This is a genomic window from Pseudomonas trivialis (genome assembly GCF_036864995.1).
Lineage (GTDB): Bacteria > Pseudomonadota > Gammaproteobacteria > Pseudomonadales > Pseudomonadaceae > Aquipseudomonas > Aquipseudomonas trivialis.
The window spans coordinates 4,506,245-4,521,206 of sequence record NZ_CP142151.1; the positions used below are offsets into that span (position 1 = coordinate 4,506,245).

The 14,962-nt window shown below is 63.6% G+C and carries 8 protein-coding genes; 3 read left to right on the top strand and 5 right to left on the bottom strand.

Annotation, left to right across the window (positions count from 1 at the left end):
• Positions 1-32 precede the first annotated feature (32 nt).
• Positions 33-1,433, top strand: coding sequence for an amino acid permease (locus VRB54_RS19875; RefSeq protein WP_338478478.1), 1,401 nt, complete (start codon positions 33-35; stop codon positions 1,431-1,433).
• 130 nt (positions 1,434-1,563) lie between these two features.
• Positions 1,564-1,908 carry a cupin domain-containing protein gene (locus tag VRB54_RS19880; RefSeq protein ID WP_003230905.1) on the top strand — a complete coding sequence of 115 codons (345 nt, stop codon included), beginning with the start codon at positions 1,564-1,566 and terminating at the stop codon, positions 1,906-1,908.
• A gap of 163 nt (positions 1,909-2,071) precedes the next feature.
• Here the strand turns inward: VRB54_RS19880 and mmsB are convergent, their stop codons facing one another.
• Together mmsB and VRB54_RS19890 are read right to left on the bottom strand one after the other, a co-directional pair.
• Positions 2,072-2,959: a 3-hydroxyisobutyrate dehydrogenase gene (gene mmsB / locus VRB54_RS19885; RefSeq protein ID WP_338478479.1), complete on the bottom strand. Its 888-nt coding sequence runs from the start codon at positions 2,957-2,959 to the stop codon at positions 2,072-2,074.
• A gap of 15 nt (positions 2,960-2,974) precedes the next feature.
• Positions 2,975-4,492 (bottom strand): CoA-acylating methylmalonate-semialdehyde dehydrogenase, encoded by a 1,518-nt coding sequence (locus tag VRB54_RS19890; protein ID WP_338478480.1) that lies wholly within the window; start codon positions 4,490-4,492, stop codon positions 2,975-2,977.
• A 131-nt stretch (positions 4,493-4,623) separates the two neighbouring features.
• On the opposite strand from VRB54_RS19890, the gene VRB54_RS19895 reads away from it, so the two are divergent.
• Positions 4,624-5,571 carry a LysR family transcriptional regulator gene (locus VRB54_RS19895; protein WP_338478481.1) on the top strand — a complete coding sequence of 316 codons (948 nt, stop codon included), beginning with the start codon at positions 4,624-4,626 and terminating at the stop codon, positions 5,569-5,571.
• A 62-nt stretch (positions 5,572-5,633) separates the two neighbouring features.
• On the opposite strand, the gene recD is transcribed toward VRB54_RS19895, so the two are convergent.
• The 3 genes from recD to recC are packed head-to-tail and all read right to left on the bottom strand — an operon-like array spanning position 5,634 to position 14,820.
• The gene (gene recD / locus VRB54_RS19900) at positions 5,634-7,703 is read right to left on the bottom strand and encodes an exodeoxyribonuclease V subunit alpha (RefSeq protein WP_338478482.1); all 2,070 of its coding nucleotides are present in this window, start codon (positions 7,701-7,703) and stop codon (positions 5,634-5,636) included.
• The gene (recB, locus tag VRB54_RS19905; RefSeq protein ID WP_338478483.1) at positions 7,700-11,374 is read right to left on the bottom strand and encodes an exodeoxyribonuclease V subunit beta; all 3,675 of its coding nucleotides are present in this window, start codon (positions 11,372-11,374) and stop codon (positions 7,700-7,702) included. The genes recD and recB overlap by 4 nt, the downstream gene beginning before the upstream one ends.
• Positions 11,371-14,820 carry an exodeoxyribonuclease V subunit gamma gene (gene recC / locus VRB54_RS19910; RefSeq protein WP_338478484.1) on the bottom strand — a complete coding sequence of 1,150 codons (3,450 nt, stop codon included), beginning with the start codon at positions 14,818-14,820 and terminating at the stop codon, positions 11,371-11,373. The genes recB and recC overlap by 4 nt, the downstream gene beginning before the upstream one ends.
• Positions 14,821-14,962 lie beyond the last annotated feature (142 nt).

Sequence of the window (14,962 nt, forward strand, 5' to 3'; positions counted from 1 at the left end):
CCTGCGGAACAACAAGTAGAAGGTAATGTTTAATGGCGGATGACACAGTAAACCCGGTAGGCCTCAAGCGTGGCCTCAAGAACCGGCATATTCAGTTGATCGCCCTGGGCGGTGCGATTGGTACGGGCCTGTTCCTCGGTTCCGCCGGGGTGCTCAAGTCGGCGGGGCCGTCGATGATCCTGGGTTACGCGATTGCCGGTTTCATCGCGTTCCTGATGATGCGCCAGCTCGGCGAGATGATCGTCGAGGAGCCGGTGGCCGGATCCTTCAGCCACTTTGCCCATAAATACTGGGGCGGTTACGCGGGTTTTCTGTCGGGCTGGAACTACTGGGTGCTCTACGTGCTGGTGGGCATGGCCGAACTGACGGCGGTGGGCAAGTACATCCAGTTCTGGTGGCCCGAGATTCCGACCTGGGTCAGCGCGCTGGTGTTCTTCGCCGCGGTGAACCTGATCAACACCCTGAACGTGAAGATCTTCGGTGAGGCCGAGTTCTGGTTCGCGATCATCAAGGTGGTGGCGATCGTCGGCATGATCATGCTCGGCGGCTACCTGCTGTTCAGCGGCGGCGGTGGCCCGCAGGCGTCGGTGAGCAACCTGTGGAGTCACGGCGGGTTCTTCCCCAATGGCGGCATGGGGCTGTTGATGGCCATGGCATTCATCCTGTTCTCGTTCGGTGGCCTGGAGCTGGTAGGCATCACCGCCGCCGAAGCCAGCGAGCCACGCAAGGTGATCCCCAAGGCGATCAACCAGGTGGTCTACCGCATCCTGATTTTCTACGTCGGCGCGCTGACCGTACTACTGTCGCTGTACCCATGGGACCAATTGCTGCAAACCCTCGGCGCCTCGGGCGATGCCTACAGCGGCAGCCCGTTTGTGCAGATCTTCTCGCTGATCGGCAACGACACCGCCGCGCACATCCTCAATTTCGTGGTGCTGACCGCGGCGCTGTCGGTGTACAACAGCGGCGTGTACTGCAACAGCCGCATGCTGTTCGGCCTGGCCGAGCAGGGCGATGCGCCCAAGGCGCTGATGAAGCTCAACAAGCAGGGCGTGCCACTGCGGGCGCTGGCGGTTTCGGCGCTGGTGACGCTGCTCTGCGTGGTGGTCAACTACGTGGCCCCCAAGAGTGCGCTGGAGCTGCTGTTTGCACTGGCGGTTGCCTCGCTGATGATCAACTGGGCGCTGATCAGCATCACCCACATCAAGTTCCGCAAGGCCATGGGCGAGCAAGGCGTGACGCCGTCGTTCAAGACCTTCTGGTTCCCGTTCAGCAACTACCTGTGTCTGGCGTTCATGGTGATGATCATCAGCGTGATGCTGGCGATTCCGGGGATTCGCGAGTCGGTGTACGCGATGCCCGTGTGGGTGGGGATCATCTACCTGGCCTATCGGTTGCGGGTAAGAAACGCAAACGCTGCGCCAGCACACTGATTGGATGTGGGAAGAGGCATCCCTTCCCACACCTCATGCGCTTACAGACATCCTGATGTCGAGTTCAGACCACTGACGCAACGCCCGAGGCCTTAGGGTGCATCCTTCCATTCCCTGCCTCGGAGTCATCATGTCCAAGCCCATCACCGTACTGCGCGACACCCATCCCCTGCCGGTCCTGGACGCGTGCAAATGGGAAAAACTCGAAGGCGATCCCCATACCGTCAACCTCAACGCCTACACCAGCGAAGACGGCAGCAAGATCATGGGCACCTGGATCTGCACACCGGGAAAGTGGTACGTGGAGTACGTGAAGTGGGAATACTGCCACTTCCAGGAAGGCTACTGCGTGATCACCCCTGAGGGCATGGAGCCGATCCACTTGCGCGCCGGGGATATCTTTGTGGTGGAGCCCGGGATGAAGGGCACGTGGGAAGTGGTGGAGACGGTGCGCAAGTATTTTGTGTTTGCCTGATGCGCGTTGTGTTGTGGCGAGCGGGCTTGCCCCGCGTTGGGCTGCGCAGCAGCCCCAATCCAGGCACCGCGATTTTCCGGAAAGATCGCGGTGAGGGATTTCAGGGCTGCTGCGCAACCCAACGCGGGGCAAGCCCGCTCGCCACAGAAGCGCGAAAGCCCTGCTATTTGGGCTTGCGATAGCTGTTGATGATCGCCGAAAAGTCCTTGCCCCCTTCCCCGCGCTGGCTCATCGATTGATACAACTGCTGGGCCACCGCGCCGAGGATCACGGGCTGTTTCGCCTGGCGCGCCGCTTCGGTGGCCAGGCCCAGGTCCTTGAGCATCAGGTCGGCGCCGAAGCCGCCGGTGTAACCGCGTGATGACGGCGCGGTTTCGATCACGCCCGGCCATGGGTTGTAGGTGTCCGAACTCCAGCAACGCCCGGTGGAGCTGTTGATGATGCCCGCCAGCACCTGGGTGTCGATGCCCAACGCGTCGCCCAGCGCCATGGCTTCGCTGACGCCAACCATGCTGATGCCCAGCAGCAGGTTGTTGCAGATTTTGGCGATTTGCCCGGTGCCCACCTCACCGCAATGCACAATGTTGCGGCCCATCTGCGCCAGCACCGGCTGCAGGGTGGCGAACAATTGCGGCGTGGCGCCCACCATAAAGGTCAGCGTCCCGGCCTGCGCCCCGCCGGTGCCGCCGGACACCGGCGCATCAGCCATCACCACGCCATGTTCGGCAGCAGCGGCCGCCACGTCGCGTGCGGTCTGCGGGTCGATGGTGCTGCAATCCACCGCCGGCACGCCGTGGCCGATACCGGCGAGTACGCCGTCTTCATTGAGCCACACGCTGCGCACATGGGCAGCGGCCGGCAGCATGCTGATCACCAGTTCGGCGCCCTGGGCAGCGGCGCGCGGCGAATCGCTGATTGTGCCGCCCAGTTCGGCGAGTTCCTTGAGTACGGTCTGATTCAGGTCGAACAGGTTCAGCGCGTGGCCGGCCTTGATCAGGTTGCGAGCCATGGGCGCGCCCATGTTGCCCAGGCCGATAAATGCAATTTTCATGATCGTCTCCCCCACTCAGCGCAGGTTGATGGTGGTGTTGACGCCATCGTTGACCGTGTCGTCGTCGAACCAGCGGCTGGTGACGGTTTTGGTCTGGGTGTAGAACTGCACCACTTGCTTGCCGTAGGGGCCGAGGTCGCCGAGCTTGGAGCCGCGCGAGCCGGTAAAGCTGAAGAACGGCACCGGCACCGGGATCGGAATGTTGATGCCGACCTGACCCACGTCGATCTCGCTCTGGAACTTGCGTGCCGCCGCGCCGCTCTGGGTGAACAGGCCGGTGCCGTTACCGAACGGGTTGGCGTTGACCAGCGCGATAGCCTCATCCAGCGTGGCGACTTCCAACACCACCAGCACCGGGCCGAAGATTTCCTGGGTGTAAATCTGCATGTCCGTGGTCACGCCCGAGAACAGGGTAGGCCCGACAAAGTTGCCTTGCTCGAAGCCCGGCACCTTGATATCGCGGCCGTCCAGCTCAAGCGTGGCGCCTTCTTTCACGCCGCTTTCGATCAACTCCAGAATGCGCGCCTTGGCCCGCCTGGAGATCACCGGGCCGACATCCGTGCCCGCTTCGCTGCCGGCATTCACCTTGAGTTTCTGCGCCAGCGCCTTGAGGTCCGGCAGCCATTGCTTGGCCGCGCCCACCAACACCACCACCGAAGTGGCCATGCAGCGCTGACCCGCCGCGCCGAAACCGGCGCCCACCAACGCATTGAGCGTGTGTTCGCGGTTGGCATCCGGCAGCACCACCGCATGGTTCTTCGCGCCCATCATCGACTGCACGCGCTTGCCATGTTTGCCGGCCAAGTCATAAACGTGGGTGCCGACGGCGGTCGAGCCGACGAAGGACACGGCCTTGATGTGTGTATGGGTGCACAGGGCATCCACCACGTCCTTGCCGCCATGCACCACGTTGAGCACGCCGGCCGGCACACCGGCTTCCAGCGCCAGCTCCACCAGCAGCATCGTGGACAGCGGGTCCTGTTCGGACGGTTTGAGCACGAAGGTGTTCCCGCAGGCGATGGCCATCGGGAACATCCACAGCGGAATCATCGCCGGGAAGTTGAACGGCGTGATGCCGGCGCACACGCCGATGGGCTGGCGCAGGGTGTAGGTGTCGACGCCGCCGGCAACGTTTTCGGCGAACTCGCCCATTTGCAGGGTACCGATGGAGCACGCGTGCTCGACCACTTCCAGCCCCCGGAAAATATCACCCTCGGCGTCAGCGATGGTCTTGCCCTGCTCCGCGCTGAGGACTGCGGCGATGCGTTTGGAATGCTCGCGGATCAACGCTTGCAGCTTGAGCATGATGCGCATGCGCGCGCCAATCGGGGTCAGTTTCCAGGTCTGGAAGGCGCGATGGGCGGCGTCGATGGTGGCGTTGACTTCGTCAGCGGTGGCAAACGGGACTTTGGCCAGCACCTCCTGGGTCGCCGGGTTGACGATGTCTTGCCATTGGGTGGTGCCGGATTCGACCCACTCACCGTCGATCAGCAGCTTGACCCGTTGCACGGAAATGTCGGTGGATGCGTTCATGTGGTCTCCAAATCTTATAGTTATGCAGAGACAAGGCGCGTGAACCGCCTTGGGAAGTGAGGCGTTCGGACTGGTTTTGGAGTATAGATGTGCAAATCTCTAATAAGAACGCACATATAAGCCGGTCCAATATGCAAAAAAACATCACCTCACTGGGCTCCCTGAACTGGGATGACCTGAAGTTTTTTCTCGAAGTGGCGCGTACCCGCAAGGCCAGCCTTGCGGCCAAGCGCCTGGCGGTGGACTACACCACGGTGTCGCGGCGCATCACTTCGCTGGAAGTGTCCCTCGGCACGCTGCTGTTCGAAAAATCCCGCACCAACGGCTTCGTGCTCACCGCCGAGGGCCAGCGTTTGCTCGGTTACGCCGAGTCCATCGAAAGCACGTTGCACATGGCCTGCGAGCAGGTGTCCGGCTCCGGCGTGGCGTTGTCCGGCCATGTGCGCATGGGCTGCACCGAGGGCTTTGGCAGTTTTTTCATCACGCCGCAGTTGAGCCATTTCGTCGACACCTACCCCGCCATCTCGGTGGACATCCTGCCCCTGCCCCACTTCATCAGCTTGTCCAAACGCGAAGCCGACATCGTCATCGCCCTGGAACGCCCGGAACACGGCCCTTATGTGTGCTGCAAATTGTGCGACTACCAATTGCAGCTGTACGCGACCCAGGACTACCTCGACCAGCACCCTCCGATCCAGCGTCCGGCCGATTTGGCCGAACATCCGTTTATCAGCTATGTGGATGATCTGGCGTTCAGTTCAGAACTGCTGTACCTCGCCAACGTAGTGCCCGGCGCCAGCGCCAGCTTGCGCAGTACCAGCGTGATCGCGCAGTACGTGGCGGCGCAGCAAGGACGGTCGCTGGCGATACTGCCGTGCTTTCTGGCGGCGCAGGATCCGCGCCTGCTGCCAGTGCTGGGGGAGCAGATTGCGATTACGCGGCAGTTCTGGATGTACTGCCGGGAGGATTTGCGCAAGCTGAAGCGGATCACCCTGTTGTGGGATTACATCCGTGAGGTGACGGAGCAGAACCAGCGGTTGTTGATGGGGGAAACGCGGGAGATGCGATTTGCCGATTAAATGTGGGAGCAAGCCCCCTCCCACACTTTGATTGCATTACAGATTGAGAATGGAGGGTCCGTTCAGTCAGCCTCTACTGTGTCCAGGCCCAGTTCCAGCATCAATCCGCTCAAGCGCTTGACCTTGCGCCGCACCGCTTCTTCGAACACGCCGCCACGCGGTTCGATCAGGCTGAACCAGCGTTTGGCGCGGGTGATGCCGGTGTAGATCAGCTCTTTGGTGAGCACCGGGTTGAGCGCATCCGGCAGGATCAGCGCGGTGTGGGTGAACTCGGAGCCCTGGGACTTGTGCACTGTCATGGCGTACACGGTTTCCACATCATTCAAGCGGCTGGGCAGCACAAAGCGTACGCCGCCCTGGCCGTCGTTGCGCGGGAAGGCCACGCGCAATACCTGCGGGCCGCCGTCACTTTCCGGCAGTTTCAGGGCGATGCCAATGTCGCCGTTCATCAGCCCAAGGCCGTAGTCATTGCGCGTCATCAAGACCGGGCGCCCTTCGTACCACTGTTCGTCACCGTCAATCAGCTTCACTTTGCGCAAGGCGGCGGTGATGCGCAGGTTCAGCCCCTCCACGCCCCAAGGGCCCTTGCGCACGGCGCAGAGCAACTGGAACGCGTCGAAGGCTTGCAACAGTTGTTGCGCCCAGTGGGTCCAGGCGGGGTCTTCGCGTGGGGTATCGAGCGGCGGGCGCGCGGACTGCAGCAGGTTCAGGTAGTAGCGATAACCCTGGGCGCCATCGCCCTGGCCGTCGAGCACCAGCCGTTCCAGAGCGTGGTCATGCTCGCCCTTGAGGCTGACGCAGAACAGGTCGCTGTGGCTGCGCGCGGCCAACAGTGCACGCGCCTGTTCGGCGTTTTGCTGGTTGACCCAGCGCGCCAGCTGGCCGATGCCGCTGCCTTCGCCAAAACGCCGCGAGTAACGCAGCATCACCACTTGTTGCGCCAGCGGGTGGCTGGCGTCGAGGTCTTCCTGCAAGCCGCTGGCACTGAGGTCTTCGCCGCTGACCGCTTGCAGCCATTGGCGCGTCTGTGGGCTGTACCAGCCAGCCTCGGCGTCGCGGCACAGGTCGCCGAGCACGGCGCCGGCCTCTACCGAGGCGAGCTGGTCCTTGTCACCCAGCAGCACCAGCCGCGCGTGAGACGGCAAGGCGTCGAGCAGGTTGGCCATCATTTCCAGGTCGATCATCGAGGCTTCGTCCACCACCAGCACATCCAGCGGCAGCGGGTTGCCCAGGTGATGACGAAAGTGTCGGGTGCCAGGGCGGCTGCCGAGCAAGCGGTGAACGGTGGTGACCTGGGTCGGGATCTTGTCCTTCACGCCCTGCGGCACATTGAGCGACAACACTTGCTGGCTGATGGATTCGGTCAGGCGCGCGGCGGCCTTGCCGGTGGGCGCGGCCAGACGAATGCGCAACGGGCTGCCGGCCTCCACGGCGGGCGCCTGCAACAGCGCGAGCAGGCGCACCACGGTGGTGGTCTTGCCGGTGCCGGGGCCGCCGGTGACGATGCTGAACGCACCGCGGGTGGCCAGGGCGCAGGCGAGTTTCTGCCAGTCGATCACGCCATCCGGCGGGGCTTGTTCGAACAGGCCGTTCAAGCGTTGGGGCAAATCGGTCGAGACGGTTTCTTCGGTGGCCAGGCGCAGGCGCAACGCCGTGTCGATTCGCCGCTCATAGGCCCAGTAACGGCGCAGGTAAAGGCGTTTGCCGGCCAGCACCAACGGCCGGCTGTGGGCGGACTCGCTGTCATCGACGGCCAATGCGACCAACGGGCTGGCCGCCAGGGCCTGGCACCAATGGGCGCCGTCAAGGCCGTCGAGCAGTTGCGACGGCAACAGCATGGCGCCGGTTTGCAGGTCGCCTTCGGGTGGCAACGACAGGGCGAAATCCGGTGCTTTGAGGGTTTCGAACAGGTCCAGGCACACATGGCCGTGGCCAAGCTGGTGACTGGTCAAGGCCGCCGCCAGCAACATCAGCGGAGCGGCGTGCGGGTCGAGCTCATGCAGGAAGCCGACGAAGGCTTTGTCCAGCGCACGCAGCCAGCCACGCTCGACCCAACGTTCGAGCAGTTGCAGCAGGTCGGCGGCGCGGTTCAAGGGCGCCAGTGCCTCCAGCGGTAGCGGCGACAGGCTCATAACAGCACTCCTTGTTCCCACGCGGGTTCAGCCTTGGGCGGTATCGATTTACCCTGGAACAGCAGGTCAAGACCCTCGATCAGCGCGCGCGGTGGCCGGGTGAAATACGCGCCCTGGCTGGCGGCCTGGGTGCCCCGCAGGAACAGGTAAAGCGCACCGCCGACATGCCGGTCGTAGTCGTAATCGGGCAAACGGGCCTTGAGCTGGCGATGCAGGGCCAGCAGATAGAGGACGTATTGCAGGTCGTACCGATGCTCGAGGATCGACTGTTCCATGGCCTCGACGGTGTAGGCCGAATCATCGGGGCCGAGCCAGTTGGATTTGTAGTCGGCCACGTAGTAGCGGCCCTCGTGTTCGAACGTGAGGTCGATAAAGCCTTTGAACATGCCATTGAGCAACACCGGTTCGGCAGCCACGCGCGACACGCCGTGATGGGTGTGCTGACACACCAGCCTGTCGAGAACGAGCACATCGACCTTGTGGCTGGCGAACCAGAACTCCATCTCGATCTGATAGTGCTGCAAACCGCTGAGCGTGACCTGATCGTCATGCAGGGGCAGCGGCGTTTCCAACAGATGGCCCAGCCAACTGCTGAGGGTGACGATCCAGCCTTCCCAGTTGCGACGATTGCAGCGCGCGCCGACGGCTTTTTCGAGCGCCTGTGGGGTCACGTCGAAACCTTCCTCACCGGCCCACTCGAGCAAACCGTGAAGGAAGGTCCCGGGGTTAGGGCCACGTGGGAAACGATGAATGTCGCCGCCGGACGCTGCCACTTCGCGCGGGGCATCGGGGTCGAGGCGTTCGTCATCGAACAGTTTCTGGGCCTGGGGGCTTTCCGGCGCTTCGAGGCGGGCGGCGCTCATGCTGTCGCCAATGCGCAGGGCACTGTAGGACGCGATCCACCAGTTTTCCGCCGCCTTGCGCGTGGGCAGCAACGGCGCCAGCAAGGTGGCCTGGTTGCGCGGCGGGTGGAAGACATTGTCCTGTGGGTCGGGCACCTCGGTGTAGTGCACCGCCGGGCAGCCTTGCACCAGGTCCAGCAACCAGCGCGCCAGCCCGGCGGACTCGCCCAGCGCGGCGCCCGCACCGAGCAAATAACCGAGCGCCGACAGGTGCAGCACCGAGCTGCTGGTGTTGCCGCGCTTGAGGTCGGCGATGCCGAGCCAGCACGCATGTTTGGCGCGCGTGAGGGCCACGTAGAGCAGGCGCAGGTCTTCGGCCAGACGCTCGTCATCGGCCTGGGCGATGAGCTCGGCGGTGGGACGCAGGCTGACCTGGGACTTGCCCTGTTGATCGTGGTAATGCAGCGGCAAGCGGCTGCCATCCACCGGTTTGGCCGAGCAGATGAACGGCAGGAAAACGAGGTTATATTCCAGGCCCTTGGACTTGTGAATGGTCACCACCTTGACCAGTTGCTCGTCGCTCTCCAGACGCAGAATCTGCTCTTCACCGGCCTGACCGGACAGCGCCAGGTGTTCGGCCAGATGACGGATCAGTGCCTGCTCACCATCGAGTTCCGAGGCCGCCTGTTGCAGTAACTCGCTCAGGTGCAGCAGGTTGGTCAGCACCCGTTCGCCATCGCTGCGGGCGATCAGGGTTTGCGGCAGTTTGAAATCATGCAGCAAGCGACGCAGCATCGGCAGCACGCCCTGGTTGCGCCAGATCGCGCGGTAGCCACGAAACTGCATCACGCGGGTTTCCCACGCCAGTTCGTCCTGGTTCAGACGCTCCAATTCCGCCAGCGACAGGTTCAAGGTGACGCAGGCCAGCGCGGCGCGCAGTGGGCGCTCGACGTCGGGCTCGGCGCAGGCTTTGAGCCAGGCCAGCAGGTCGTGGGCTTCCTGGGCGGCGAACACTGAATCCTTATCGGACAGGTACACACTGCGCACGCCACGGGCGGCCAACTCGGCACGCACGGCCTGGGCTTCCTTGCCATCGCGCACCAGAATGGCGATGTCTGACGGCAGCACGCCGTTGAAGCGGCCATCCTGCTGCCGGAAACCTGCCGTCCCGTGTTGCCCACCGTTGAGCAGCTCGACAATCTGCGTCGCGCAGACAGCAGCCAGATGCTTGCGATAGATGACGTTGGAAATCGGCTGATCGGTAGGCAGGTGCCAGAGGTTCAGCGCCGGCAGCGTCTGACCATTGACCTGCAACTGTTCCTTGCGGCCCTGGGCCAGTACCGCGTGGAACGGTACCGGGTTATCGCCGTTGGGCTCACGAAACAGAAATGCGCCACGGCCTGTTTCGGCGCGCTGGAACACATGGTTTACCGCCTCGACCATGGCATGGCTGGAACGGAAGTTGGTGCCCAGCGTGTGATGACGGCCGAGGGTGGATTTGCGCGCGCGCAAGTAGGTGTAGATGTCGGCGCCCCGGAACGCGTAGATCGCCTGCTTGGGGTCGCCGATCAGGAACAGGCCGCTGTCGAGGTGGTTTTCTTCGATGCGGTAAATGCTGTCGAAAATGCTGTACTGCACCGGGTCGGTGTCCTGGAATTCGTCGATCAGGGCCACCGGGAACTGCTCGCGGATCACACTGGCCAGGCGCTCGCCGCCTTCGGCTTGCAGGGCGGCGTTGAGGCGGATCAGCATGTCGTCAAAGCCCATTTCGGCGCGGCGACGTTTTTCTTCTTCAAACCGTTTGCCGACCCACCCGGCGGCGTGTTGCAGCACGGCGGCGTCGGGCGTCGGCAACGCGTCAAGACGGGCTTTGAGGTCGGCCATGGCCTCGATGCCGGGGTGCTGCGGCGGCTCGCCCTTCCAGGCTTCGGCCATGCCGTCCGGGGTAAGCCGCGTGAAGCCGGTGCCGATGTCCAACTGCTCCAGGCTTTCGTCGGCGGCCCAGGCGCTGATTTTTTCGAACCAGGGCTCGAAGTAACGTGCCTGCATCTTGCGGCCGTCAACCGCTTTGGCGGCGACGGCCTGCAGGCAGATCTCACGCAATTCCGTTGCCCATTGTTGCCAGGGCGCCTTGAGGTGGGTCAGCGCTTCACGGCGCTCCTGCAGGCAGGCGTTGATCAGCTCGGCCGGCTCACGGGTCTCGTCGGTCGGCCGTTCGCTGCCAAACAGCGCGCGCACCCGTGGCATCAGCGCGGCCGGGCCACCCCAGTGGTTGCGCACCCAGTCGAGTGCGTCGTCGTGCAGGGGGTAGCAGAACAGCCGCCAATAATCGCGCAGCACCTCGCCCAGCAGATCGCTGTGGTCAGTTTCCAGGGTCTGGGTGAACAGGCTGCCGCTGTCGAAAGCGTGTTCGCGCAGCATGCGCTGGCACCAGCTGTGGATGGTCGAGACGGCTGCTTCGTCCATCCATTGCGCGGCGATGTCCAGGCGATTGGCGCAGGCAGGCCATAGCTCGGGCGGGTATTCGTCGCGCAGGTCGGCGATCAGCGCGTCTGGCTGTTCGATTTCAGCGCGGAAAAAGCGTGCGGCTTCGGCCAGGCGGATGCGGATGCGTTCGCGCAGTTCCTTGGTGGCGGCGTCGGTGAAGGTCACCACGAGAATTTGCGGCGGCAGCAACTCGTGACCAAAACCGGACGTTTCGCCACCGTGGCCGAGCACCAGGCGCAGGTACAGGGCCGAGATGGTGAAGGTCTTGCCGGTACCGGCGCTGGCTTCGATCAGTTGGCTGCCTTTGAGCGGGAACGCCAGGGCCAGGGGTTTGCGGGTCATGCGCCGGCCTCCTCGCGGGTGAGTGATCGCCAGGGCGCATTGATCAGCGGGCGATACAGGGTTTCGGCCCAGCCTTCGAACTCTTCGCTGGCGGTGAGCGCGGCGTAGTCGGGAAATTGCCGGGTGAGCGCCGGGCTTTCACGGCGCTCGCCGTCAGTGGTAATGCCATCGCCTTCGTAGGCTTTGCTGGCGGCCGCCTGCGCCTTGGCGGGGTCGGTTTGGCCCAGCCAGGCAAACGCGGTTTTGACAGCGACCGGCAGCGGCTTGCTCATGCCGGTGTGCCAGGCCAGCAGCAGGTCGTTGAGCAGGGCTTGGGCTGCGGCTTTTTCCAGTGGGGCCAGCAGCAAGGTGTCGTCGCTGGCGACCAGGCCGGTGCTCAATGGCAGGCCGCAGGCGCAGGCCACCACATGGTTGACCCAGGGCCGAATCAGGCGATGCCACTTGCGTGTCTTGATCGAGCCGATGCTGTTGGGGATGGTGGTGACGCTCAGTAATCCGCCATCACTGCGCCGATGCAGGCCGCTGATCCAGCCATCCAGTTGAGTGCCCTGGTAGTCGAAGCTGATCGGTTCTGCGCCGGTGTGGGGCGTGGGCCAAAGCGCGAGCAATTGTTGATAGCGCTGCAGCAAGTCGGGCAACGGCTCGATCAACTCGTTGCGCAGGCATTCGCCGAAACCGACCATGGGCAGCAGGCCGCTGCCTTGCAGGCGCAGCGCCTGGGCGCTGAGGGCCTGGTCGAGCTGATGGGGTCGGGTCAGGGCGGCGTTGAGCAAACTGTCGCTCAGGCTGTAACGTTGCAGGGCGTCGAGGACGAAAGGTTCTTCGTCCGCCAGCGGTACTTCGGCGGCTTCGAAGAACACCTTCAGACGCTGGCTGAAGAAATGTTTGACCGGGTTGCGCAAAAAATCCTGCAATTGGCCGAGGCTCAGGGGTTCTTCCTGCTGATGCGGTGCGAGTGCGTCTGCGATGGGTGGGGCGTCGGTCGCCTGGTGCAGCATCTGCCATTCGCGGGCGTAACTGAACAGCGCGTCGCCTTCGTGGAAGTAGCGGGCGCTGAACGGTTGGAGCGGGTGTTCCTGGGTCATGGCCTCCAGCAAAGGAGCGTCTTGGATGTTGTGCCAGCCGCTGGCGATATGGTCGCGCAACTGGCCGATCAGAACCGAGGCCGGCCGGTCGCTGTTGTCGCGAATGCTGCGGCCCACCCAGCTGATATACAGCTGGTCGCGAGCCGAGAGCAGGGCTTCGAGCAGCAGGTAGCGGTCGTCTTCGCGGCGTGAACGGTCGCCGGGACGGTAGTCGCTGCCCATCAGGTCGAAATCCAGCGGCGGTTGCGCGCGCGGGTAGTCGCCGTCGTTCATGCCGAGCAGGCAGACCAGCTTGAAGGGGATGGCGCGCATGGGCATCAGGGTGCAGAAATTGACGGCCCCGGCGAGAAAGCGCTGGGACAGGCGGCCCTGATCCAGACCGGCCAGCCACGCTTCGCGCACCACGGTGAGGGGTAATTCGTCCTGCAGGCCGACGGACTCACAGGTTTCCAGCCAGGTTTCTCTCAACTGTTCAAGCTGGCCCAGCAGGTAGTCGTCATGTTCGCTGCTGGCCAGGAAGAACCGTTGCACCAGGCGCTGCAGGCGTTCACCCCATACCATCGGCGACGCGGCTTGCGACAGGGCTTGATGGGCGTCATTGAGCGCGTCGAGCAGGGCCACCAGCGGGCCGATCAGGGCAGCATCGAGGCCGCCGATTTCGTCGTAGGGCTCGATGCCGTCGCAGGCCCTGCCGGTGCCGACCGCGTAGCCGAGCAACATGCGACGCAGGCCGAATCGCCAGCTGTTCTGCTCCAGCGCAGGCGGCAGGCCCAGGCCGGCGCGCTGTTCGGCGTTCAGCCCCCAGCGGATACCGGCGCCTTCGATCCAGCGATGCAGGGTGGGGAGGTCGCGCTCCTTGATGGCGAAGCGATCGCGCAGGGCGGGCACGTCGAGCAGGTCGAGGATTTCACTGACGGGGAAGCGGCTGTCGGGCAGTTTGAGCAGGTGCTCGACGGCAATCAGCAACGGGTCGCGGCCGCGCTGGCCCTGGTCGGTGAGAGTGAACGGAATGAAGCGTGGATCGCTGCGTTCGAGTTGGCCGAACACCGCACGAATATGCGGCGCGTAGCTGTCGACGTCGGGGACCATGACGATGATGTCCCGAGGGCGCAGCGTGGGATCGGCGCTGAAGCGCTGGAGCAGTTGGTCGTGGAGGATTTCGACTTCGCGTTGGGCGCTGTGGGCGATGTGGAAGCGGATTGAGGTATCGCGCTGCAGGTCGACGGCGGGCCACATTTCGCGGGTTTCATTCAAGGGGCGCAGTTCGAGGATGTCGTCCTGCAACTGGTTGAGCAGCGTGGTGGGCTCGCTGTCGCTGAACAGGTCGATGCGACCGTCACGGAACGCGGCGCGATAGCTGTTGGGGTCGTCGTAACTGTCCAGCAGGCTGATGTAGTCGCGCCCCTGCTTACCCCAGGCGGCGAGCAGCGGATGCGCGTGCTGGTGCAGGGTTTGCGGGTCGAGGGTGACAGGCATGCCGGCCTTGCGCGCCTGGCGTTTGTACTCGCTGCGCAGCAGGTCCTTGTCGGCAACGATGTCGGACCAATGATGGCGGCAAGGGTTGTGCACGCAGAGCAGCACCTGGCTGAACCGGGCCAGGCCGGCGAGGGCTTCGAGTGCTTGGCCGGGCAGTGATGAAATGCCGAAGACGATCACTCGCGAAGGCAGGCCCTTTGGCGCTTGCTCAAGGCTGTTGATGCGTTCGATGAAGCGCTGATGCACACCGGCGCGACTTTGGGCCATGCCCTGCTCTCCCACATCCAGCAGCAGTGCGCGCCATAATTCGGCTTGCCAGCAATTGGCGGGGTTGAGGGGTTTGGAATCGCCTCGACCGTTGCGTAATTGATGGCGGCCGGCAGCCCAGTCTTCCAGCCAATCGGCGCGGTAGACCTGGTACTGGTCGAACAGGTCAGCCAGGCGTTCGGCGAGTTGGTAGCGTTTGCGCAGGTCGGTATCGTCGGTCAAAAAACGCTGCAGCGGCTCGAAGTGTGGCTGGTCGATAAGCTCCGGCAGCAGACGCATCAGGCGCCAGGTCAGGGGCGCCTTATCGAGCAGCGATTTGGGCGGGATTTCGTCGCGGCCCAGCACCATGCGATAGAGCTGCCACATGAAGCTGCCGGGCAGTTGAACGTCGATGGCGGCGGCGATACCGCAGCCGCCCATGTCGTCGTCCTGCGGATCTTCGGCCAGGGCCAGTTTGAGCCATTGGGCAATGCCGTTGCTTTGCACCAGAGCGATTTCGTTTTCCAGGGGCGCCAAGGGGTAACGGCGCATCCAACTGACCACCAGGCTGCGCAGCTCGTCCAGGCGGTTGCCGTGAACCACCATGAACCCAGCACTGAGGGACGTCGCATCCGGCATAACGGCTTCCTTGAGAAAAGCACAATCGAGGGGTGCGACTTTAGCACTGTGGGCCGTTATTGGCGGGCTTGAGATGGTTTAGGCCCCTAGAGCCGCCACAAATGTGTCACTGCGCATACATGGGCGTGTAAAACCTGCTTGC